The sequence below is a fragment of the Paenibacillus sp. J2R1T-4 genome (assembly GCF_059692235.1).
Window position 1 is genome coordinate 155,689 of the sequence record NZ_JCAUBA010000014.1, and the last position, 23,243, is coordinate 178,931.

Here is a 23,243-nt window from a genome sequence, read left to right on the forward strand (position 1 = left end):
TCACCAAATCCCTTCTCGCCCTAATCGTTTCACAACGTAATTGGCTATCAGTAAGAACAGCAGGCCAATAACATTTTTGAACATGCTGATGGCTGCAGCATAGGAGAAATTGTTCCTCAGCAACCCTTCCCGATATACATACGTATCAATAATGTCTCCGACACTATATACACTTTCCGAATACAACAGAAGTACTTGTTCGAACCCTGCGTTTAGAATACCGCCTATGGAGAGCACGAACAGGATGGAAATGATATTGGATATGCCGGGCAAACTGATATGCACGATTTGCCGGAACCGGTTGGCACCATCTATTTTGGCACTTTCGTATAAGGCGGGATTAATGCCGGCGAGAGCCGCAAGATAAACGATGCTACCCCACCCGACGGTTGCCCATATATCGCTGGTTACCAGTATGCTGCGAAAGTACTCAGGCTCCCCCATAAACGCGATCGGCTTGCCTCCGAAAGCGGTAATGATCGTATTAATCGGACCCGCTGTTCGCGACAGCAAAGACATGACCATACCGGAGATGATGACCCATGACAGAAAATGAGGCAAATAGGAAATGGTCTGGACGATTTTTTTGAACTTCGCGCGAATGACTTCATTCAGCATCAAAGCGAGCACAATGGGAGCGGGAAAACCGAACAACAGTTTGTAGCTGCTGATCAGCAGCGTATTTTTGAGCAATCGGCCAAAGTAGTAAGAATTGAAAAAGTCTTCGAAATGTTTGAATCCGACCCATACAGGATCGTAAATCATCGTTCTTATGCCGCCGTACGGTTTGAAGTCCTGAAAGGCAATAACGACGCCGTACATCGGAATGTAATAAAAAACGATAAAGTAGAGCAGGCCCGGCATAATAAGCAAATAAAGGAACTTATATTTCCTTACATTATGAATAATCACAATGAACCTCCTCTTGACTTGTGAAACCGTCCCCCGGTCACAACTGGCATGACGGGGGACACAGTTAGGACAGACGTTATTTTTTTGCCGCTTTAAACTGGGCATTTTTATCTTCGATCATTTGTCTGCCGCCGATCTCCTGCCATTTTTGCATGATGGTATCCCAATCGCTTAACGGCGTTTCGCCTGTAAACACTTTCGTCTTTTGCTCCGTCAAGTAAGTTTCCATATCGTTCAGCTTCGCAAAGGACTTCCATTCCGTCTTTTGATAGATGACCCCTTTGTCCGTATAGTCGAAACGTGGCAAGTTGTTTACTTTTTTCAGAAGTGAATTGAATGCTACGTTAAGCCAGGATGATGTCGCCCACGGTGAGAAGCCGCCATCCTTCCAATCCATATAGTACATCCAATACAGCACATAATAATTGGCTTTCCCCTGGTCGTATTTATCGCCGCCGATAAATTCCAGCGTGCCGTCCGGCATTTTCTTATAGGATTCCCCTTCCAATCCGTAGTAGGCCATATCATACCCTTCCCTCGCCGCATGGAAATCGAGGAACTTCATGGCTGCCTCCGGATTTTTGCTTTGCTTCGTGACCACGGTGACTTGTTGGGCGCCGGGAACGGTTTGCAGCTTATTGACGCCGGGTCCCCCTTGCAGGAGGAACGGTTCGTAATTGGCATCCGGGATCGTCTTCACCAAAATTTCCGTTCCGCCATAGACGGGTGAAGTCCACCATCCGGACACGGTGCCAATCTTGTTTTGCGCAATCGCTTCGAGTCGCTTGGAGCCCGTTGACAACAGCATATCCGGCCAAATATAGCCCTTTTTATTCCATTCGACCAATTTGGCCAGCATCGCCTTGTAGCCGGGATGCATTTCTGGCGGCAGCAGCTTCCCTTGGTCGTCCTGCCACCATTCCATCGCTTGCGGTAGGAAGTAGGGAGCAAAGCCCAATTCCAACTCTTTCAGAGGGATTGCCCCCGAGCCGGCATTAAGCGGGTACGTATCTTTCTTCCCGTTACGATCCGGATCGTTGTTGAGGAAAGCATCCATCACCTTCTCGAAGTCCTCGAGCGTGGCAGGTATCGGCAGGTTGACATTTTTCAACCAGTCCGTTCGAATCTGCATGATATACGGAGCGGAGTTTTGATAGGCGCTCGGAATGCCGATAATTTTACCGCCGACAGTAACTTCCGCCCACGCTTGCGGAGGGATATTTTTTTTCAGGTTCGGTCCATATTTATCAAGGAGATCGTTAATCGGAATAATCGCCCCGTTTTTGTACAACTGGACCGCGTCATCGATAGTTTCGAAAGGAATAATATCCAATTGTTCTCCCGAAGACAGCATTAAATTTACTTTTGTGTTATAGGCGGCTCGGCCTTCAATTGTGCTGAAAACCCTCTGGACGTCTACGCCAGTTTTTTCCTGAATGATGTCGTGCACGTGTTTCTCCGTTGCATTATTCTTCACATACTGGGGATAGGCGCTAATTGAGACGATTTTTACCGGTGCTTCCTGGTTTCCGGTTTTGGTCCCTTCGGCCGGCTTGCTCGATTTCGGTTCAGCAGTTTCGGTCGTTGTGCAAGCCGCTGCCGTCGACAACAACAGGCATAAGACGGTTACGATCAAGCTCTTCTTCCACACATGATTCATAAGCGTTCCTCCCGGTTCATTTTTTTCCATCTTTGCCACCCATTTACGCTACCTGCATATTGCAACGCCCATCCATGAGAACTTGCTATTTGCTTCTCGTCCCCCTTCTTTGTATAAGCTTCCTTTTTTCGAAGTAGAGGTTGCTTGTGTCTACACTTATCATGAGGGGAAGATTCCGTATCAATCAATCACACATTTGTCAGAACCGTTGTATAAATGAAGTTTGCACAGAAACGGCGTTATGCTTTTATTTTCACGATCACTTTTTTTACGGGTCGGGGTTCGTTGATCGCTATTGCCGGAATATGAGCATCCTGGAGACCATAAATGACGAATGTTCCCTCGTGGAAAACATTCCAGCTCCCCTCTCCCGCATAAAATGAATAATCTTCTTTCTCATCATATTCCTTGATCAGGGATAATTGGCTGACGCACGCATAGCCCATTTGTTCATTTCCTTCATACACATAGTGGAGGTCGATGTATTTTTGATGCGCTTCCCAGATCCCTTTCTCGATGGGGCGATTCAAGTAATGTTGCACCATGACATACATATTTTCACCGTCCAAATCGTAATTGCCCGGCTCCATTGTAGAGAAATCCGTCTGCTTCAAATATTCAAGCGCCTTTTTAATCGATGTATGCATACCGTAATAAAGCGAAGCATTTTCGATGCGGTCGATAATCATTCGTTCCCACTCCTCTTCACGGCTTCTACTGCTTCTCGCCATAATTGCTGCACCTTGTCCCGCTTATCCGGGATGGACAACCCGCTTTGCCGCAGCACCAAATGAGCTTTTTTCTCAAAATCCACCGTAACGCAGCACGCTTCAACGATCGTTTCCCAGCTCTTCTCCGGCACCACCATCATGCCGTCGATATCGCCGTGGATAATATCGCCGGTCCTGACCGTAATCCCGCCTATTTGCACGGGTTCGTAGAGCCCGCTCCAAACGTAGGGGGCATGGTGAACAACGTGCCCCATGCCGAATATTTTGAATCCTTGGTTCAAAATATCTTTCATGTCCCTTATTCCTCCGTCTGTCACGAGGCCTACGGCGCCGGCCGATATCATCGTTTTGGCCATGCCGTCGCCTGCCGCACATTCTCTCGACTTATCGATACCTACCGTCTGGATGACGACCACTTGCGGGATATCCTTTTTGCTCATAGCGTCCAACATGTTGAAGTATGGCTCGGCATCCGCCTTATTGCCCGGCGTCGAGCTGTCAAGCTTGATGGTCACCGCTTCCCCCACCAAGGGGGGAAGACCGGGAGAAAGACATTTGATGGTCTGGTCCATATACGGCACTTCGATGCAGAGCAAATCTTCAGCATTGCATACCAGCGCAGTGGCGCAATCCGTCAATTGCTCGATTAAACGTTTCTTTGTCGCCAAATCCATATCAGGCATTTTCCTTTCCTCTTTCAAACGCAAAGGAATACAATCTTGCCTTGCCATGCAGGAAAAAACGAAGCTTGATTCGGTTTGTATCCTTCATGGCCAAGGAGCTTGAACCGTTCCAGGTGACGACAATATCGAAACCGTCCAAATAAATATCCTCACAGTCTCTCCTGGTGAACCCGCTTACCGGCTCGTTCGTCGCTGGATCAATCACTTCCACCTCGATCCAATCGCGATAAGGGATCAACTCTCCCGCATTAACTCTCAACTCGAGGTGGCCGGACTGCTCCAATTCCATTGGAATTGTCGTAACGACAGCCGTAGAAAGCCGGTCTTCGCTTGAGAGATAAGTCAATCTTCCTCGTTCGATCTTGGCGAGTCCGCTTCTAACGGGTGACACATCGAAGCGTTGAGGACCGTTGGCTGACGGTTCGCCGTGTCCGGTATAAAAGACGTATATTTCATCGTCCTTCACCACAGGATTTGAGGTAACGATAAAAGCATCGTCCCATTCGCCTTTGTCTCCCCTGTCGATAATCGCTTCGCTAGGGTTTACTTTGACGAAATCACTGATGCCATTTCTACTTACCGCAAGTCTCGTGTTCGCTTTGAAAGCTCCCCATCCTTCCCCCGGCCTTAAGTCCCGCGGACCGCGGTTATCCCTACTCCTGGCCTGGACCGCGTCTTCATTACCCGTATGCCCGTAATAATCCGCCCATAGGCTGTAGTTGTATAACGCTAAATAATACCCTTTGTATTGTAACCCGCTTAACAGGTGAACCGTAGCTTCTTCTTCCGGAGGCATCAGCGGATCTTCGGACTGCATTTGAAGATTTTCCATGTCCGGTCCATAGGCCATGATCGTATGTGACCATCGTGTCGGAGTTCCGAAACACCCGTAAATTTTAAATCGCTTTCCAGGATCGCTTTCATCGATCATAATATTGGCCATGTCCACACACCCGTCTACCGTATGCGGACTTGTCGTCCAATGGATGCCGTCGGGCGAATAGACGACATTGGACGCCCATTGAAAGCTGCGCGGGGTTTTGCCGTCTATCGGTTCGTTTGTTAGCACCCTCGTCAAGGCCTTGTATCGTTTACGTTCATCCTTCTCGGCATAATCCTTCGTCACGCAGAAATGCTCGGAAAATCGCAATCCCGAAGGATCGTAATGACTGAACACGATATTGTTGCGCTTGCTGTTGGCCGGAAAAATGTTAAGGTTCGGTTTGTCCCACCAAATCCCGTCTTTGCTGGTGGCATAACCTGTAGACGTTTCTCCATACGGTCCCGCCTGTCCGTAATACCACATTTTGAACAACTTTTCGTCTTGATCGTAGATCACGGAGCCAGCCCAATCGGCAGCTCGCCATCCGTCCCATTCGCTGTAATCGCCTAAAGGCAGTACCGGGTTCGCTTTGCACTTCTTCGCTGGATTCACCGTAAGCTTGGCGTTTGAAGCCGTCTCAATCTCCCGCATATCAAGAAACAATACGGTAACTCCTTCTTTAACGATCATCTTATCCATTTCCACTTCTCCCTTTTAAGTTTTCATTTTGCGGCAATATCGATTGTAGCTTCGCTTTTACAAGCACCGCATTGATAATAGTCTTCGACTTTCCCTGTTTTTTCGTTTATGAAGCGCATACGCGATTCGACCCACAGACGAACTTGATTTTCCGACCATTTCCCAGTAATAAACGACACGCCATAATCAGCCATAATCCATTGGTTTCATGACAACCACCCTTCGTGAAATTGTGGTTTTACGCTCTCAGCATAGGGAAAACATTCGGGCCGTTCAATCAAACAATTGTCAAGATGATTGTAAAAAAGCAGGATGGAAGCTATTATTTCCGTTATTACAACAGTTTTTCTTTTTGTATGATTGCACGGTCTCTGTGATAAAGTTGCAATTAACCCGGAAATGGAGGCCTTATCACGACCGGCCGCAATTTGCGAGAAGCGTATGATCGGGAAGAGGTTGTGGAGGAAAGCTCCAAAATTTGACTGATCGCCTGAGCGGTCCGGGAGCCAAAAGTGCTGACGAACGAGGCATTCGAGGAAATAGCGTCGCTTGAAAGCGAAGCTTTTCGAATAAAGCTGCTGCAACAAATGTTAGGATACGTCGGCAAGGAGAATGAAAAAAGCGGCCTCCCCGAAATTGGAGGCCGCGTCAACACTGCTGCTTACACCCGATCTGCTCATCTATTTTTTGACGGGATCCAATCTTGCGAATTTACGATTGCGACCACGACCCATTTTTTCAATCCAAACTTTAAGGCTGGACGGAACAATGGAAGCAGGCATACGATACATTCAAGCAATTAAGACCATCTTGATGCAGCGGCTATCTAGCCAATTCTTCTTCGTTGTTCAAGGCGATGCGACTACCTTTATTGTGAATGCGGTTCCAGGCCAACTCTCGATATTCCGACGGTGTAATACCCGTATTCAGCTTGAACACTTTGGTGAAATAACTTTTGCTGTTAAATCCCGCCTTGCTTCCAACATCGGAAACCTTCATCGACGTATTGGCAAGCAGTTCCTTCGCTTGTTCGACGCGATATTGGGTCACATAATCAATCAACGTCGTGTTGTATTGCTTTTTAAACAATTGGCTAATATACTGTCGCGTCACTCCAACGTGCTCCGCAAGATCATCCATCGAAAAATTGGCTGCATAATGTTCCGCAATGTACGCTTTCACCTTCTGCACGTAGTCGTTGAAATCTTTGCGGTAATCGGTAATGTAGCCTTTAAATTTGCTGATTAAGAACTGTTTGACGTAGACCGCATTCATAATTCCCTTGTCGGTGATCAACTCGTTCATTTCACGCAAAAACTTCACGCTTTCATGGTCGTAAAGCCGGATTAGCAAAGAAATGTTCATATACAAATTATAATTGTACTCCATCACACTTCTGTTTTCCGAAAACATCATATGCAACAAATCGCAATACGCCTTTTCATTATGCTGCCTGACGGCCAGCTCCAACTCCTCGAAAGCGGGATCCGACATTTGTTTGTTCTGGTAATCGATCGGCAGTTTGTTGTAGCAATATATATTCGTATGCCCGGAGTAGATTCGTCCCATATTATAAGCGTATAAAGCCTCAGTAAAGGAGTTATTGATTTTGTCCAACGGATGAATACCGCCGATGCTAATCGTCAAACTTTTTGTGATGAGATCATCCAGCGTGGATAACAGTTCAGTAATAAATGCATTCAGGTCGCCTCGCCGCAGACGGAACAAAACGATAAATTCCCGCTCGGATTCGATGAATAAATCGATATCGAATGAGGTACCAAGGTCATTTTCCACTTGGCAGATCAGATGCGGATTATTCATGGACCATTCCGTTTGGTCGTTTATCGTAAAATATACCACCACCAGATCCGTACGATAGCCGTGCAAATAATGATCGATATCTTCTGTGTTCAGAATAAATCGATCTTTGATTAAATTGTACACCAATGTCTTTTTCATTAATTGTTCGGTCTCGAGCTTTAAATGGCGATTGGTTTTCACTACATCCTCGAAAGCAGAGCTGAGGAATTCAAATTCGCCTTGTTTCTCGCCTATTTTGCCGGTAAAAAGCGCCGTCGTTTTGGCGATAACCATTTTGACTGGCCTGTAAAGCAGTCTCGTGCCTAAAAAAATCATGATCAGAATAATAAACAGCGAGATTAGCAGCACCAGAATAATTTTGTTCCTTACCTCGAATATATCACGATACAAATTAGAAGTATCCACTTCACTAACTAAACTCCATCCCATTGTCGGTAATTTATAACTGTTCACAACGAGTCGACCCGTTCGTGTAAGCGGCTCCTTCTCCTGCGTTCCGGAAGAACTGAGCTGCTCGTAATCTTGATGAAAAATAACGGTGTCCGATGCATCCTTCAAGTAATAGTTGTACACGTCGCTATTAATATTCAGTTGCCGCAAAAAATCGTGGTACAAAGCCTCCATATTGACATTAAAAATAAGATAGGCTTGCGTATCATGCATCGGCAGTTTGGCAATGAGCGACACGATGTATTTCTTTTGCCCTGCCGAAACCAAACTTTTTGTTCCCGTCACTTTAACCTGATAGTTGGCCATCTTGACAATATCGTCGTTGATCCAGCGGTACGGCGAATTTTGCAGGTCGCTCACGATGCCGTAATTGGAGACAATCAGATAGCCTTCATCTTCATTAAACAGCAATGCTTGGTCCACATACTTATTGTTATAGGTTACTTTGGTCAACTTCTGGTGGATATTCATTTTATCGAGAATAGACTGCATTTTCGTATACTGCTGATCCGCCATCTCCGATAAGATCGCCTCCATACTTTGCTGCAATGTTTTTTCCATGAAAGCGCCCGTCCGAATCAATTCAAATTCGTTTTTGGAATTGAACATATTGATCGAATATCGCAAAAAGAGGTTCGTGCTGTAAATGCTTACAACCAAAAAAGGGACAATCGCCACGGTTAATAGAATAATGATGATTTTGTAGTGATACATTTTTAATCTGATTTTCATTGTCTGTACCACCCCCATTTTTCATGGCCCCAGAACAATCGCTTATTCTTCTACTATACCTGAATTATGGTGTGATCACGGAGGAAAGACAACAGTAATTTTGGAAACTACGTTGTAAAAAAGCTTCAATCGAAGCCAACTCAACGAAGCTGGCCCGGCGTTGATCCGACTTTCGCATTCTTCCAGCACCGATCTCAGACTTCATACGAAATCGGCACTTCTCGATAAATGCGTGTTCCATGGAACGGGGTGTTTGTATCGTTCGTCATTGTGGCTGATTACGCTCCTCAGCTCATACCAGACGGCTTTGGCGAAGAGTTGAGTATCACGGATGATTGCGCTTCTTGCTTCGTCCTCCGATTGGTGTAACAGATGGGGATTGCATGTACCTACGGAAACGTTTATATAAATCCCGAGCAAATCGGCGTATTCCCTTAAGTGCAGGAGTTCACCCACATCGCGCTTGCTGCTTAACCCGTCCACGCCGCCAAACTGCACGCCTTCCAATCCACGTTTGTTGGCATAATCGAGACACTGATAAGGATCCAGGTTCAATTCCCGGAGCGTAAAGCTGTCAATTCCTATCCTCAAGGCCATTCCTCCTCGTATCGTCTTTGTGCTCCAATTTCCAGAACAAAATGTCCCCCAGCTCACCGGAATCGACCACCCGCTTAAGCGCCTGCCAATCGGAATCGTAGCGCCGGTCATGGCAAACGGTAAGCGATATCACCGGACAATGGCGTCGTGTTTTCCTCCATATTTTTATGACTGTTCCGCCAAGTAGCAAAAGCAAAAACCAAAAAAACCTTGCTGTGCAAGGGATTCCGTTATCAAATGTTTGGTGGAGTAAGGGAGCCCGAGCCCCTGACCTAATCGCTGTCAGTGTGGCATGCACTATACCCCAAAACCCGCGCTTAGTTCTTCTTCCCTAATAGAAGCCAATGTAAGTCCACATCAAATTTTTGATGAAGTTGTATGAGCGTTTCTACAGAAGGTGAAAACTTGTTGCTTTCTAATTCACTAAGAGTTCTCTTGTGATATACCAAGTGCCCGGGCAATTGCTACTTGATTTAGTTCCCGCAGTTTTCTGACAAACTTAATTCTTGCACCGATGGTATCCATTTTCCTCCGCCTTTAGAAAAGTGGTCCCGAATAATTATTATCATCGGGACCACTTCTAGGTGATATTTATTGGACTTCACTCCAAGCAAAGGAGTACCAACTATTTTGTAAATGCACCAACATTAATGTCTATGCACCAACTTTAATGTTACCCGACATTTATGGTAAAGTTGACTATTAACTTTAAAGATCATAAGTCCCTACGAATAACATGACGTTTAGAATTCTGTAATCATACCATATAACAATTGGTATATCGCAATTTGTTTGCCCTGCTCTCGTTAATACACGAATAAATAGACATCTATAATACCCAAATTCTTCGTGTTAGACTGGAAGTATCATATCAGGAGGTGCAGGAGATGCCAGCGATTACACTCTCGGTTGAGGAACAGTTAAAGAAGTATATAGACGATCCCAAGACTATTACAAAGCTCATGTCTTACTTTGGTAGGCATGAAACCATTGGTGAAGAAATATTTCCCTACCTTGGAGAAAAGGAAAACGAGCTATACTTCCCGAACCATTCACTCCCTGTTGAAACTTTTCTCAGACGCGTCCCCTTTTATTTTTATCGATCCCAGAGAAACTTTGACAAACTAGGACAACTAAATGACTATGTAATGGGAATTATTCGGGAACATAAATATGGTGAGCAAGCTTCTGAATACATCGAACAGCTGTTTGTAACGCTGGAGGAGATGCATTATCACCACCAGTTAGAAGTGGAGTTGATATTTAACTACCCCATCAAACAAACGGGACTTTTATGTCAGACTGAATTCCTATTCCAATGGTCTCACTACCTGAAGCTTATCGAAGTTCTCAATTTGTCCGATAAAATGCCCAAGCACTTTATCGTATCCTACAATGATGTTTTGGAGAGAAGCGATCTTCTACCGATAATCTACCCCTTGGAACAGCAATATAATTATGATTACACCAGCAGAGATGGCAATAAAATTCGAGTCTCGGGTACATTCCCGTGTGACGCTTCTGGACATCCGATCTTAAGATGGATTGGAATTCGGATCAAAAACCCAGTGCGTGTGTGGGCAAAAGTGAATGACCGCCTCAAAGGTGAGCTCTTCATTCAGGTCGGGCCGACGACAGCTATATGGGGCCTTAATTGCTGGGGGGAGCAAGAGGATGGAACCGATGTGTGGTACGCTTTACATATAGGACCACAGTTGATGGAATTCGATAACGAGGAACTCAAAAGGATCCGTAACCGCGAAGGATATACCCAAAAAGAGGTTGCGGACGCCATCGGCACATCGGTACGATCCTATCAAAAATGGGAAGCTGGAGAAACTGCACCGGATAGCCATAACCTGCTACGCCTCATGAACGTACTCGATATCCGCGATACAAAAGAACTCACCCGATTCTTAGATATAGACGATGTCAATTAGGGACTCAGGTTATCCTTTAAAATCGAGTAGGAGGGGGCGCCTAGCCCCCGTCCTCTCACACCACCGTACGTACCGTTCGGTATACGGCGGTTCATGTCATATTCCGCAAAAGTTTGTATCTATCCGTTAGATTCTTTAGGCCCATAGATTTCCAATATTGGTTGTCTAAAGCCCGGTGAAGAATCGGACTACAAGCAATTCTCCAGTATTTCTTTCTCGTGTTGCCCCATTCATGCGCTTTCTGTATAGGAATGCCTAGAGCCGTTAGATTCCTTACCTTCGTTCTCGGTAGTTTCCATTGCTTCCAAACGCACATCCGCAACCTTCTTCGTGTCCACTCGTCCAGTTCCTGAAAAATGTGGGGAGTCTCTACCAATGCGTAGTATCCGCACCATCCCGTTAGATATTGGTTAAGCTCTTTGATTCGGTTCTCCATTGAAATCGGACTTTTCCGAGATGTAATCCCTTTAATCTTTGCTTTCACACGTTGCAAAGAAGGTCCAGAAATCTTCACCTTCGGGTTCTTTTTGTCCCAACTAAACGTGAACCCAAACCCTCTCCTGAATAATTCTTGATAAATAACCTCTCAACTTTCACCATTCGCCACCTGGAGGTATTTTCTTTCTTTGTGTCGAATAGGTTCATTCGGAGGTGTTTCATGCTCAATAAATATCCACTACTCAATGAACCGGATAAGACTATGTTTGTATTCGAAAAATTTGGTAAGGTTTACGGCCACATAGTAAAGAATCCTACGGCTAAAGCCCCAGCAAAGTTAATTTTCGAAACTGCAAAATACGATTCAGTTGAACTATTAAAGTCTGACTACCCTCCAAAGATCGAGGAGCAATGATATGTTCAATAGTGGTTTTGTTCTAAAGTCTGCTGCTGACTATGATAATGCTATGTTCTTTGGTATAAATGTTTCCGTGTGCTTGCATGGAAAGATTATCGATTAAGGTAGAAACATCACAAAACATACTGATGATGCGGTATATAATAATGACGGTTATTATTTAAAAGCCACCAACGACTTTATTGTTCGTTAAGCGGCTAATTTTCCGAAAAGCGAAAACCGCCTGCCTATTGTACAGGTCGACGTAGCCGTGATAGCGGAAATACGCCGATCCAAGTCACGGCGGCGTTTTAAGTCGACTTTATCGGCTTATTTCCGCCGAACCGTATCATCGATAGTGATAAAGCGGAGGTTCGAATTAAATGTGGAGGCCGCGATGCTAAACCTGCGATTGGGAGCGTAGACTGTGTCGCTTATAAGAAAGTAATATCTCAGAGCCGCACCTACCATAATGACTGAATATTTTAATCTAAATAATCCTCAAGCAGACAATGCTTGAGGATTTTTAGATATGTTAGTTCCCGGATATTTGTTCTAATCACACATTGATTCGCCGTCGACAGTATCTATAAAGCTTCAATAAACCTGGAATTTCTTCCGCATCGTCTCGCGCAGATGCATATACTCTCTTTGCGCATTCCAGCCGATCTCCGCCAAGCTGGCAACGTTCCGCCGATAAGTCGGAGAATAGACATGATAGGCCATCACCCCTTGGAACGAATGTTCCATCCCTTCATTATTGCGATACTGGTCGTGCAGAGCAAGACGCCCAGCTTCGCACGGCGCCGAAAATCAGCCTCACCCCAGAATTGCAGCAATATCGCTCCGGCTTCTGTTCCTTGAGCTGTACCTGCGCGCAAACTGTAGTATCTTATGACTTCCTGTTTCAGCACCCTGCTAGCTGTAGAATTTATCCCTTGCCTCACCCAACATACGGATTTCTTTTTTAAAGCTGTCCAAATGCGCCTTAGTGGTTCTTTTCCACGGTGCGGTAATATGTCCGAGCAAATTGCCGCCGGGGGCGATTTCCTTAAAATACTCTACCATATCTGGAATGTTGTATTCACAATTAAAGTAATTCGAGGTGCAAGGAACGATTTTATAGCCGTCATCAGCAAGACGGGGCGATTTTTCCATAAAGTTTGTGCAGAACGGCACTTCCTCAATATATTTATAGTTTCTGTCAGCATAACGCAGCGCCTCTCCCGGTCTCGTTTCAATCGGCGTATAATGCTCCCGTCTAATAGCGTTGTAGTTCCACGGACTCAAAACAATATTTTCATTGCTTACGCGGGTTCTGAATTCTTCGGTAACGTCCATATAAAGGTCGGCCCATATCCAGGGGGTTCCCCCGGTATCACTTACACAATCACACAGAAATTGCAGGTCATTCCACCTAAGCTCTCCCTGACGAATAACGACAAGGTCCATTTCCTGCTGCATCTCGTAATCCTCTTCATCCATTCCTAAATGAATGTATTTCGGAGCGTCAAACAGTCCGTAAACTTCGCTGATTAGCTCCCGGCATACCCTGTAATAGGTTTGAGTGGAAAGCATCCGACCGTAGTCTCCGAGCCAGGCGTCATGGCAGGCGGAAAAATTCAGCTTAGGAATCAACGCGATGCCTTCAGCCTTCAACCGCTTTACCTGCCGCCTGACCTCCTCCCGCGTCCATGCCCCCGGTTTTGCGAGCTCAGGGTGGCTGGCATACTGCACCCCTTCCCCCAAATCCAAAACTATCGTATTTAATCCGTTTGCAACGCACGCCTCAACAATGTCGTCCCATACGTCTTTTTCAAAGGCGAGCGTTTCATCAATTTTGCGGTCACTCCACATATTCATCCCAAGATGAACTAATATCCCCCACATTTTTTTATCCATAGCACATTCTCTCCTTTTGCCCCCTTTAGATTGATGCCTAAAGGGGGCAAATTTATTTGACTATACCGTTAAGTTAATCACATTGAGTAAGATCAAGGCTTTTGATCATACTGGCTCTATTTTTAGTCTCAGTCGTACATGTAATAAATGGCTTAGGTTAACCCTTTACGGCACCGACGAGCTGGCCATGGATGAAATATTTTTGTACGAACGGATAGATGACGATAATCGGCAGAATGGTGACCATAAGAGCGGCCATCTTCAGGTTCTCCGGGTGAATGATCTGCTGGCCTAGCGGATTGAGCACCTCGTCCTCCAGCCTGGAATTGTTCAAAATTTCGCGAAGCTGGAACTGCAGCGTCCACATCGATTTCTCCTTGATATAGAGCAGGACGCCGAACCATTGGTTCCAATGCGAGACAGCGCTGAAAATGACGAAGGCCATTGTCATTGGCAATACCAACGGCAGCACGATGCGGAACAGCATGCGGATTTCCCCGGCTCCGTCGATCTCCGCCGACTCCATCAGCTCCTTCGGCAATGAATCGATCACGTTCTTATACACGATAATGTAGAACGGGTTGACGAGATAAGGCAAGATCAGGGCGAAATACGTATTGCCCAAGTGCATATCCATCACGTTCAGGTAGGAAGGAATCAGCCCCCCGCTGAAAAACATCGTGATCAGGATATACGTTAAGGCGATTGTCCGGCCCTTGAACATTTTGTGCGACAACGCATAGGCCGCGCAGAGCGAAATGATGACGGACAGAGTCGTGTTCACGATGGTCAGGAACACCGTATTCGCCGCGGAGCGCAGGAACGTGTAGTTGCCGGCAATCTTCTCGTAGGAATCCGTCTGGAACTCGATCGGCCACAACCCGACCTTGCCCGACAGAACCCCGTTGTAGCTACTCAAGGAGATCGCGATGGCATTGATGAATGGAGCCAGGATGGTGATGCAGAACACGACGAAGAACGTATAGTTGAAAATTTGAAAGATCAGCCGTGATGGCGACATATACCTATCCATGTAAGTCCTCTTACCTCCTTAGTACAAGCCCATGCCGGTCAAACGCTTGGACAATTGATTCGATCCGATCAACAAGAGGAATCCCAACACGCTCTGCATAAGTCCGATCGCAGTCGTCAAGCTGAACTGGGATTGCTCGAGCCCTAATCTGTACACGTACGTACTGATGACGTCCGATACGTCGTAGACAAGCGGATTCTGCATAAGGAAGATCCGGTCGAAATCGATGCCGAACATATGTGCGATCCGTAGCAGAAGCAGCAAGGTAATCATGGGGACCATATGAGGGATCGTGATATGAAGGACCTGACGCCAACGGCTGGCGCCGTCAATCCATGCGGCCTCGTAGAGGCTGCTGTCGATTCCGGCGATCACGGCAAAATACAAAATAGCGGACCAGCCCACACCTTTCCATATATCAGCGAAGACCAGAAGTCCGCGGAACAGTCCCGGTTCGACCATAAAGTATATCGGGTCGATCCCGAAAATGCCTAAGAAATGATTGAACAGCCCGGTCTCTGGCGAAAGGAAAGATGTGAACACCCCCGCAACTACGACCCAGGACAGAAAGTGCGGCAAGTAAGAGATGGTTTGCATGACGCGTTTGAATGCTTTCTGATACAACTCATTGGCCAATAGAGCGAAAACAATCGGCGCAGTGAACCCGTAAATAAGGTCGTAAAAATTGATTAAGAGAGTATTCTTCATAACTTGCCAGAACTTATCGTCTGTTAAAAAGTACTCGAAGTGCTTTAAGCCTATCCATTCGCTGCCCCATAGTCCCTTGTAGATCGAGTAATTCTTGAAGGCAATAATAATGCCGTACATCGGCTTATAGTTGAACAAGAACAGAAGAATGGCCGTAGGCGCGAACAAAATAAACAAGTTAATTAATGTGCTTACTCTCACCCGACCACGCTTATTCGGTTTGGGGACGGTTGGCCAGGTCTCAATTGCGGTCGATGGATCCATTATTGGAAATGCCCCTCTTCACTAGAATTAAAAGATGAATGCCCATCTGCTCCTGAGAGAAGATGATTCGTCATTGAGGCCGATCCGAAATTTACCAGTCAACCTTTTTGAAGCCCAGAGAGCGAAGCTTATCTTTATTGGCATCGATAAACTTTTGCAGCGGATCGTATTTCAGCGCGCGGTACTTGGCTTCCCAAGCCTTGACTTCCTGGTCGAACTGAGTCATCGTGATGCGGCCCATGATCGCTTCGGACGTGAACTTATTGATCGATTGCATCATTTCGGAGTTCTTCATCAAGACATCGTCCGATTCTACATATCCCGGGGGATTGGTCAACCCGATCTTCTCGGCTTCGCTTGCAAGCACCTTCATACTGTCTTGGACCGTCTTAAACAACGGAGTCCCGATCTGCAGTTCATAAGTAGCATTCTGAGCGTCTTGGCCGTCTGTAAAGCCATAGATCAGCATCAAGTGGCGGGCCCATGTCCGCTCCTTCGCGCCCAACTTCTCGGCGATCGGTGTACGCTTGCCGTCCTTTATGATATACGTCTCGCCTTCCTTGCCCCAGAAGACCGCTTCCTTCAGCTCATCCGCTGCGAACGCTTCGATGACGTCCCATGCGCGATCCTTATCCTTGGCTTTGGAGGAGATGTACAGACCGTGATCCGAGATCGGGGATGCCACAGATCCTGCCGCATACTTAGGATCGGCCAGGACAGCCGGGAATTTCTTCAACGATGGAGCGAACACATACTTATATTTTTTCTGAATATCCGTTCCTGTTGTAATGATGGACGATAGGCCCGGAAGGATCTGATCCGCCCCGTTCCATTGGAACAGCACGTTTTTGTTCGCCCACTTCGTAGCCCAGATCGTAGAATCGGATGTCACGAATTCCTTATCGAACAGACCTTCATCATAAAGAGATCTCATCAGCTCGACCGCCGCTTTGTACTCCGGCAGCACGATATTCGGAATAACCTTGCCGCCTTGAATTCGATACGAGTAAGGGTTTGCTCCGTATAGGTTGAAGAATACAGCACCACCAAAAGCGAACAGCTGGTCTCCCACGATCCGAGTAGAGAACGGCACAGAGTCCGGTTCTGCTTTCTTGATCTTCCGCAGCAAATCTACCCACTCTTCCACGGATTCCGGCCATTTGCCGGCGTTGTACTTCTCGACGAGGTCATAGCGGGTATATATCCCATGGCCTTGCGGCCCTTTGTCAAGGGCCATTGGGATGCGCCAATATTTACCGCTGATCGGATCCTTGGCGAGCTCCATCATTTGCGGGGTAATGACTTTCTTGACAATGGGAGATTTATCATAATAAGGTTTAAGGTCGATGAAAGCACCCTCGCGTGCCACTTTGTAAGTAGGAGCAGGAAAATTCGTGTGCAGGATGTCTGGCAATTGACCGGAAGATAAGAGCAGATTGAACTTGGTTTGATAATCCTTGTATGGCGGGACCTCAATCTTGAGGTCAACGTTGGAGATTTTCTCTACGATATTGATGAAGGGATTGTTACTCGGATCTGTAGTGTCCAGAGGATAATGCTCCAGGCCTGAGTTATTCATGAACATGGACAGCTCGATATTAGGCTTATCTTTCGCCGCTACTCCAGGCTTGATGGAAGCACTAGGCGTTTCCTTGCTGCCGCTGTCTCCCGACGAACATCCGGCTGCCACAACGCCCATGACCATCACTGAAGCGACTAATAACGGTACCCACATTTTATTTGACTTGCCCATCTCTAATGACCTCCTATAAATGAATTCGGACAACGGATGACAATCTTCGGGGAGAAACGATGCTGGACCTGCTAGCTGATCGCACACTTAAAGATCTGCATGCCTAAGCACGCCAGCATCCCGACTTTCTGGCGCTGAAGCCCAAAGCGGTTGTGAACTGGGCTCAGGAGTATCAAGTTCCCACGGTCGGCTATCACTCAGTGTCTTAATCAGGGTTGTATTTAAGACTTCAAATAGGCCTTCTCCACTTTCTTGAATGCTTCAGCGGTGTCCTCGATTTCCTGTTTTCCCCAGCTTTCCGTAACGGATAAATTAAACTGTACGCTTGTCGCCGCCATGGCGTTCGGCACCTCGAACTCACGGTCAGGATCGCCCTTGTAAGCCGGAGAACGCCACGGATACCCGCTAGTGCCGAATGCGCACTGCTTCTGAAACCAGTCCATCAGATGAGGCATCGCCCGGTATGATGAGTTGATCGGAATCCCCTCCGCAATCAAAGCGCTGCAGAAGGCTTCCTTATCGCAGCTTAGCTTGCTCTCATCGACTTCCAGTCGCAGCCACCAATAGGATGCCTCCGCGCCTTCGATTTGCTGCGGGACCGAGACTGCCTCCAGCTTGCTCATATGTTCGCTTAATTGTGCCACGACTTCGCGGCGCTTCTGCACGATTAGCGGCAGCTTCTTCAACTGTACACTCCCGATTGTGGCCGCGAGATCGTTCAGGTTGAAATTCAACGACGCGATAACGTTCGTCGAGCCGTCGGGTAGACCAAAAGGCTTGCCCCGGTCGGACGCCTGTCTTGCCCGCCAATAGAGCGATTCGTCTCTGGTGAAAACGACTCCGCCTTGACCGCCTGTGCAGTGATGCTTGCCGAACATGGTCGAGAATGCAGCGATATCGCCGAACGATCCTGCCTTCCTGCCATGGATTGCAGCTCCATGCGCTTGCGCACAATCCTCAATTACCGGAATGCTGTACTTTTTTCCTACAGCTACGATTGCCTCTATATCGAGCGGCTCGCCGCCAATATGCGCCACAAGAATCGCGCTTGTCAACGGCGTAATCATTTTTTCGATTTCGTTAGCGTCGGTATTGTACTTCCCCGGAGCTGAATCCGCGACAACCGGAATGCAGTTCAGCAGCGCGATCGGCATCATGCCGCCCGGATCGGTAATCGGACTGACCACGACCTCCGTAAACGGCTCCAGGTTTAACGCCCGCAAAGCAACATAAACGGCCGTCGTGCCCGAGTTGACCGCATCCGCATAGCCCCCGCCCATAAATTCGGCAAACTCGCTGCAGTACGCTTCCTCCTCGGGACCCATATAGCCGAATGCGCTTCCGCTGGCAATCGCTTCGTCGAACAGTGCGATGGCCGCTTTTTTCTCCTCCTCCCCGAGCAATCCGCGTTCCGGAAACGGATTTTTCCTTACTTTCGGACCACCGTTAATGGCCAAATGCCCTTTGTCGCTCATGTCATCACCATTTCGTTTCTATTTTTTAATCTGCGTGCGTTTTCGTCAGCAGCTATGACGGCTTTGCAAGCTTCCCATAAGTCCGTGTGAGACGGGCCGAAGTTCTCCACTCCTTCGATTCGCCGAATAAAGTCTTCGCACAAGCCTGACTCCGCATGCGCCAGCTCTTCCCGCTGAAACCGCTGCTCGCCGTACACAGTAAAAAGCAGCTCCTCCTCGGCAATGACCGGATCCCCGGACAGCCGCACTTCTGCGCAGCCGTTCGTGCCCGTCACAAATAGGCGTCCGTCCGCAGCCCAGCCATTCTCCGGAGCAAGCCACTCGGCGTGAAGACCGGCGATAATGCGTCCGCCTAGTACAGCCTGAATATTGGCCGTGTCATAGAAGTCCGGGTATTCCGGCAGTATGCTTTTGCCAGCAACCGTATGCACTTCATCGACGGGTTCGCCGGTCAACCAGCGGAGCAGATCGAAATCGTGAATCATGAGATCCGCTATAATTCCACCGTTCTGAACTTTGGAGAAAAACCACGGATCGCGGTTCCCGAGAAAAAGCTTAAGCGGCCTCCGGATCGCAATTTGGGTAATTTCTCCGAGCACGCCTTCATCGATTCGCCGCTTTAAGGTAATGATCGATCGGCGATAGCGTTCTGTCATCATCATGCCTACCTGGATGCGGCCCCGTTTCAGCACGGCCTCAAGCCGCTCTAACTCAGTGCGGTTGGTGACAAGGGGTTTATCCGCCATGACCGGTTTGCCATGCCGCTCGCATAACTCGATGACGTCCATTTTCTCATTATTTATGGCGGAAGTACCTACAAGTTGAACGGACGGTTCAAGCAACAATTCCACCTTATTCACGTACGGAACCTTATAGTCTTTCGCCAGCTTCCTAGCCAAACTTCCATCGCCGGAGTCATATATACCCGCACAGACGTGCCCCATTTGCAGCATTTCGTCTATAAATCTCGTAATATGCCCATGCCGGCAGCCGATAACGGCGAATCGGTATGACATGCACTCACCAGCTTCCTCTAATTTTCACTGCAGTTCAAGACGCACACGAGTCAGTAGCTGGCTGTCGTACTTTTCCTCTGCCATTCCGTTCCCTAGCAGTCGAACTGCTAAAGGAACGGTCCCGTTGGGAATGTGGGTATCGAGGAGAGCCCGATGCGTTGGGTCCTTCAGTCCGGAGAACAGCTTCGTTCCACGCCTGCAGGATGCTAGAACGAATACCGATACAAGTTCACGCCATTGTAAAAATACAAATTGCCAAAATCATCTTGAGTAAGGCCTCTAACGTTTATCCCGGTGGATATATTTGTTACCGTTTTGGTCACAGGATCGATTTTATACAACCCGTTTCTGATTTTTAAGTAAATATTTCCATCTTTACCCATCAGCATCGTAGCGTCAGAATAAGTAGCCCCAGTGTACGAGACGTTAGAGAATTTAAGCTGGTTGTAAATGATTTGCTGCTGGGAAGGACTGTATATGAACAAATTCCCTTCAGCGAGCCCCCAGATGTTCCCGTCCGGGCCAACCATTAAGGCCGTAATGGCTTTCTTTCCGACAACCGGCACGATTTCCAGGGTCTTCAGACCACTCGATACATCATACGCAAAGAAGGCTGCGGAAGAGGCAGTGGGGGTCGTTCCAGCCCCTCCCCAGATCGATGTCCCTCCGTAAACGACGCCATCCTTGTAGGTCAGTGCAGTCACGCTCTGATCCTGAACAATATTGCGAATGACGGTAGGCGACCCTCCGAGGGCCGTATCATAGATGGTCAAGGCGCCTCCAACGGCCCCGGCTTTCGGTATGGTACCGGCGAAGAGCTTGCTGCCGCCTGAGGCAAGGGCATACGGCCGATCTTGTTCGTCGCCAGTAGTATACAGCAGCTTCGGATTGCTGCCACCGGTGTTCAGCGTCCAAGGTTGGGAGGGATCGTATTCGTATATGCGGCCAAGCGGGTAAACCCCCAGGTAAAGCCTGTTGTTGAAGGAATACATGCCTTCGGCTTGGCCTACTGCTTTGTATTGCTCGGTCAGATCGCTTCGAAGCGGCGTATAGGCGCCGAGCCCGCCATTCAGAAATCCTCCCGTATAAATACGACCGTCGGGTCCAACTGCGACAGAATTAATACTGGTGTTGGCCTCCGGCAAGGAGAGCTCAACGGTGTGCACCACATTGTCCTGTAGATTATATTTCACAAGCATGAGTTGGCCTGCATTACTGCCAAGACCGACTACGGTATAACCGGGATACTGCAGCTGGTCGTCCAACTGGGCAATTTCCATCTCGATTGGATTGATCGGCAGCACTGCATTCAGCGAGCTTGCTGTTTTGGAAACCATATTGTAGCTGTGTATTACTTTATCGCTCGTGTAGTAAACCTCGTCATTAAGGCTGGATGTGAGTCCATATGAGGTGAAATTCGGTATTTCGCTATCCAGCACCACTACTACATCTCCATTCAAACCCTCCGTCACATCAAACACCAGTTGATTGGGGCTCGGGGACATTCTGGCAAACAACTTGCCGTCTCTGTATTGAAGGTCGTATACATAGGCTTCCGAATGATAGGAGGAGGGCAGGATCTCGACGGTCTGACCTGTGTCGAAATCATGCCGCTTCAGGTAGGCGTGAGTTCCTATTCCGGCAAACACAGCATTATAAACAGGGTCGTATGCGACGCTTCTGACGAATGTTTCATTTGATTGCAGAGGAGCAGCCCCTACTACGGAGTAGCCTGTTCCATATACATATTTGTATAATGTCGCATTGGCAGACGTACCCACATAAATTTCGCCATTTGCGCCTGATTTGACATCCCAGATCAGTTTGGAGCCGGGGTCAGGTACTCCGAGACTTTCTACAAAAGCATCTCCGGGGTTGTATCTGTAAAGTGCACCGTTTGTCATGTTCAATAATCCCATATATACTTTTCCATCCGAAGAGAAGGTAACGGCCCAAGCGGGACTGGTGCCGCCGCTCGGAGCATCAACATCTACAATCCTGTCGATTTGATTCGTATTGTAGTCAATAACGGCCAGTCTGGGCGGAGTGGCTCCACTGCCATCGGTAACGGCATACAGGACGGGCTTCTGATTCTCGTCGTATCCGAAAGCAGCTCCATGCACGATGGTGGAGGTCATTTGGGGCCCTAATTGCGTAATCCGCTTGCTAATCTGAACATCGTCGAAGTACACGGTGCCCGTAGTCGCGGCAGGAATGTACAGCATGACCGTGACGTAACTTGTATTGGCGGGGGCGGTTCCCGATATGGACAAGCTTTTCCAGTCCCCGGTCGATCTGCCGGTATTGACGAACGGCGATGAATCGATGTAATTCAAGCTGCTGTCCCAAAACTTCATATAAAGCTGGGCTCCTTGGCCGTCATTGACGAAAACTCTGGCCTGAAGGGTATAAGTTTCATTTTCAACCGCTGCCAGTTTGGAGCTTTGCATACTGAGTGCCTTATCGTTTCGATTGTCCACCATTTTGAGACTGTGGGTTCCGGTAAAGGCTCGATCAGTAGAAACCGTAGCTGTTCCCCCGTTGTGTATCAATTCCCAGCTTGAAGGACTGCTGCCGATGTACTTCTCGAAGCTGTAGTTGTTGATCAGCATATCTCTCTCAACGGATATCCCTGCTTCATCAAAATAGGCAGTGCCTGTAGCGACAGAGGACGTATACAGCAGCGCGCTTACATAGCGGGTCCCTACAGGGGCGGTTGACTGTACTTTCACTTCATGCCAGGCTCCGTTGTTGGTTGAAACGCTGTTCGACGATCCCAAGATGTTGTTATTGCTGTCCCAGAATCGGACATAGATCTGGGCTTCGGTGCCGTTAAGGAATAAGTTCGCGTAGGCGGTATAAACCGAACCTGTCTCAGCCGATATTTTATCGCTTTCCAGGCCAACTGCTGAAGTAATCGACGCGTCGACGAGCTTTAAGCTCTTCGCTCCCTTGTACGCCTTCTCGGTGGTGGTGGACGCAAGCCCGCCATTATAAGACATGGACCAACCGGGAATAGCTGTATTTGGCTGGGGTTCTTCAAACCCACTGTTTGCAAGTGCTAGAGATATATCATTATAGTCCGCATGAACGGAAGGGCTTCCTGCTTGAAGCCCGCCCAGCAACAGTACAAAAATCAGAAAACCAGCAATCGACGTACGTAATGTCCTCACGGTGATCACCCTCCAAATTGGTTTATAAGAAGT

Annotated in this window: 19 protein-coding genes and 1 pseudogene; 2 read left to right on the forward strand and 18 right to left on the reverse strand. The window is 47.7% G+C overall.

The annotated features are described in order from the left end of the window. The 5 genes from AC58QD_RS22120 to AC58QD_RS22140 all read right to left on the reverse strand — a co-directional run bounded on the left by AC58QD_RS22120 (position 1) and on the right by AC58QD_RS22140 (position 5,508). Complete coding sequence (locus tag AC58QD_RS22120; RefSeq protein WP_497337180.1) at positions 1-912, reverse strand: ABC transporter permease; 912 nt, start codon at positions 910-912, stop codon at positions 1-3. A 76-nt stretch (positions 913-988) separates the two neighbouring features. After that, on the reverse strand, positions 989-2,572 hold the full coding sequence (locus AC58QD_RS22125; protein ID WP_497337181.1) for a type 2 periplasmic-binding domain-containing protein: 1,584 nt from the start codon (positions 2,570-2,572) through the stop codon (positions 989-991). Positions 2,573-2,811: 239 nt separating this feature from the next. Beyond that, the gene (locus AC58QD_RS22130) at positions 2,812-3,303 is read right to left on the reverse strand and encodes a NanQ anomerase/TabA/YiaL family protein (protein WP_497337182.1); all 492 of its coding nucleotides are present in this window, start codon (positions 3,301-3,303) and stop codon (positions 2,812-2,814) included. Then, the gene (locus AC58QD_RS22135; protein WP_497337183.1) at positions 3,258-3,986 is read right to left on the reverse strand and encodes an RraA family protein; all 729 of its coding nucleotides are present in this window, start codon (positions 3,984-3,986) and stop codon (positions 3,258-3,260) included. Before AC58QD_RS22135 ends, AC58QD_RS22130 begins: the two co-directional genes overlap by 46 nt. Continuing rightward, entirely contained in the window at positions 3,979-5,508 is a 1,530-nt protein-coding gene (locus AC58QD_RS22140; RefSeq protein ID WP_497337184.1) for a glycoside hydrolase family protein, read from the reverse strand. Before AC58QD_RS22140 ends, AC58QD_RS22135 begins: the two co-directional genes overlap by 8 nt. A gap of 395 nt (positions 5,509-5,903) precedes the next feature. Between AC58QD_RS22140 and AC58QD_RS22145 the strand changes: the two are divergent. Continuing rightward, positions 5,904-6,098 (forward strand): annotated as a pseudogene (locus tag AC58QD_RS22145) (class II aldolase/adducin family protein); the annotation flags it as partial. Between the two features lie 232 nt (positions 6,099-6,330). On the opposite strand, the gene AC58QD_RS22150 reads toward AC58QD_RS22145, so the two are convergent. The 3 genes from AC58QD_RS22150 to AC58QD_RS22160 form a co-directional block, all read right to left on the reverse strand. Beyond that, positions 6,331-8,514, reverse strand: a complete 2,184-nt coding sequence (locus AC58QD_RS22150; protein ID WP_497337185.1) for a helix-turn-helix domain-containing protein — start codon at positions 8,512-8,514, stop codon at positions 6,331-6,333. A 201-nt stretch (positions 8,515-8,715) separates the two neighbouring features. Further along, a complete protein-coding gene (locus tag AC58QD_RS22155; RefSeq protein ID WP_497337186.1) occupies positions 8,716-9,105 on the reverse strand; it encodes a hypothetical protein in 390 nt (129 codons plus the stop codon). A gap of 323 nt (positions 9,106-9,428) precedes the next feature. Then, the gene (locus AC58QD_RS22160) at positions 9,429-9,572 is read right to left on the reverse strand and encodes a helix-turn-helix domain-containing protein (RefSeq protein WP_497337187.1); all 144 of its coding nucleotides are present in this window, start codon (positions 9,570-9,572) and stop codon (positions 9,429-9,431) included. A 426-nt stretch (positions 9,573-9,998) separates the two neighbouring features. Between AC58QD_RS22160 and AC58QD_RS22165 the strand changes: the two genes are divergently transcribed. After that, positions 9,999-11,051 (forward strand): helix-turn-helix domain-containing protein, encoded by a 1,053-nt coding sequence (locus AC58QD_RS22165; RefSeq protein WP_497337188.1) that lies wholly within the window; start codon positions 9,999-10,001, stop codon positions 11,049-11,051. 91 nt (positions 11,052-11,142) lie between these two features. Here AC58QD_RS22165 and AC58QD_RS22170 read toward each other — a convergent pair whose 3' ends face one another. From AC58QD_RS22170 to AC58QD_RS22215, 10 genes are all read right to left on the reverse strand, one after another. Then, on the reverse strand, positions 11,143-11,565 hold the full coding sequence (locus AC58QD_RS22170) for a group II intron maturase-specific domain-containing protein (protein WP_497337189.1): 423 nt from the start codon (positions 11,563-11,565) through the stop codon (positions 11,143-11,145). 918 nt (positions 11,566-12,483) lie between these two features. After that, the gene (locus AC58QD_RS22175) at positions 12,484-12,612 is read right to left on the reverse strand and encodes a hypothetical protein (RefSeq protein WP_497337190.1); all 129 of its coding nucleotides are present in this window, start codon (positions 12,610-12,612) and stop codon (positions 12,484-12,486) included. Next, entirely contained in the window at positions 12,612-12,800 is a 189-nt protein-coding gene (locus AC58QD_RS22180) for a hypothetical protein (protein ID WP_497337191.1), read from the reverse strand. Before AC58QD_RS22180 ends, AC58QD_RS22175 begins: the two co-directional genes overlap by 1 nt. A gap of 4 nt (positions 12,801-12,804) precedes the next feature. Further along, positions 12,805-13,788, reverse strand: a complete 984-nt coding sequence (locus AC58QD_RS22185; protein WP_497337192.1) for a glycoside hydrolase family 20 protein — start codon at positions 13,786-13,788, stop codon at positions 12,805-12,807. 157 nt (positions 13,789-13,945) lie between these two features. Continuing rightward, positions 13,946-14,821, reverse strand: coding sequence for a carbohydrate ABC transporter permease (locus tag AC58QD_RS22190; protein ID WP_497337193.1), 876 nt, complete (start codon positions 14,819-14,821; stop codon positions 13,946-13,948). Between the two features lie 18 nt (positions 14,822-14,839). Next, positions 14,840-15,793, reverse strand: a complete 954-nt coding sequence (locus AC58QD_RS22195) for an ABC transporter permease (RefSeq protein WP_497337194.1) — start codon at positions 15,791-15,793, stop codon at positions 14,840-14,842. 91 nt (positions 15,794-15,884) lie between these two features. Then, entirely contained in the window at positions 15,885-17,546 is a 1,662-nt protein-coding gene (locus AC58QD_RS22200) for an extracellular solute-binding protein (protein ID WP_497337195.1), read from the reverse strand. Positions 17,547-17,767: 221 nt separating this feature from the next. Next, positions 17,768-19,021, reverse strand: coding sequence for a DegT/DnrJ/EryC1/StrS family aminotransferase (locus AC58QD_RS22205; protein ID WP_497337196.1), 1,254 nt, complete (start codon positions 19,019-19,021; stop codon positions 17,768-17,770). After that, entirely contained in the window at positions 19,018-20,037 is a 1,020-nt protein-coding gene (locus AC58QD_RS22210; RefSeq protein ID WP_497337197.1) for a Gfo/Idh/MocA family protein, read from the reverse strand. Before AC58QD_RS22210 ends, AC58QD_RS22205 begins: the two co-directional genes overlap by 4 nt. Before the next feature lie 206 nt (positions 20,038-20,243). Continuing rightward, positions 20,244-23,210, reverse strand: a complete 2,967-nt coding sequence (locus AC58QD_RS22215) for a hypothetical protein (protein ID WP_497337198.1) — start codon at positions 23,208-23,210, stop codon at positions 20,244-20,246. Between the last annotated feature and the right edge of the window lie 33 nt (positions 23,211-23,243).

What these genes read in the sequence shown, in the direction of transcription:
- AC58QD_RS22200 (WP_497337195.1), bottom strand. Translation starts at nt 17,546, where the DNA reads ATGGGCAAGTCAAATAAAATGTGGGTACCGTTATTAGTCGCTTCAGTG.
- AC58QD_RS22190 (WP_497337193.1), bottom strand. Translation starts at nt 14,821, where the DNA reads ATGGATAGGTATATGTCGCCATCACGGCTGATCTTTCAAATTTTCAAC.
- AC58QD_RS22140 (WP_497337184.1), bottom strand. Translation starts at nt 5,508, where the DNA reads ATGGATAAGATGATCGTTAAAGAAGGAGTTACCGTATTGTTTCTTGAT.
- AC58QD_RS22175 (WP_497337190.1), bottom strand. Translation starts at nt 12,612, where the DNA reads ATGGCCTATCATGTCTATTCTCCGACTTATCGGCGGAACGTTGCCAGC.
- AC58QD_RS22210 (WP_497337197.1), bottom strand. Translation starts at nt 20,037, where the DNA reads ATGTCATACCGATTCGCCGTTATCGGCTGCCGGCATGGGCATATTACG.
- AC58QD_RS22165 (WP_497337188.1), top strand. Translation starts at nt 9,999, where the DNA reads ATGCCAGCGATTACACTCTCGGTTGAGGAACAGTTAAAGAAGTATATA.
- AC58QD_RS22125 (WP_497337181.1), bottom strand. Translation starts at nt 2,572, where the DNA reads ATGAATCATGTGTGGAAGAAGAGCTTGATCGTAACCGTCTTATGCCTG.
- AC58QD_RS22185 (WP_497337192.1), bottom strand. Translation starts at nt 13,788, where the DNA reads ATGGATAAAAAAATGTGGGGGATATTAGTTCATCTTGGGATGAATATG.
- AC58QD_RS22130 (WP_497337182.1), bottom strand. Translation starts at nt 3,303, where the DNA reads ATGGCGAGAAGCAGTAGAAGCCGTGAAGAGGAGTGGGAACGAATGATT.
- AC58QD_RS22205 (WP_497337196.1), bottom strand. Translation starts at nt 19,021, where the DNA reads ATGAGCGACAAAGGGCATTTGGCCATTAACGGTGGTCCGAAAGTAAGG.
- AC58QD_RS22135 (WP_497337183.1), bottom strand. Translation starts at nt 3,986, where the DNA reads ATGCCTGATATGGATTTGGCGACAAAGAAACGTTTAATCGAGCAATTG.
- AC58QD_RS22150 (WP_497337185.1), bottom strand. Translation starts at nt 8,514, where the DNA reads ATGAAAATCAGATTAAAAATGTATCACTACAAAATCATCATTATTCTA.
- AC58QD_RS22195 (WP_497337194.1), bottom strand. Translation starts at nt 15,793, where the DNA reads ATGGATCCATCGACCGCAATTGAGACCTGGCCAACCGTCCCCAAACCG.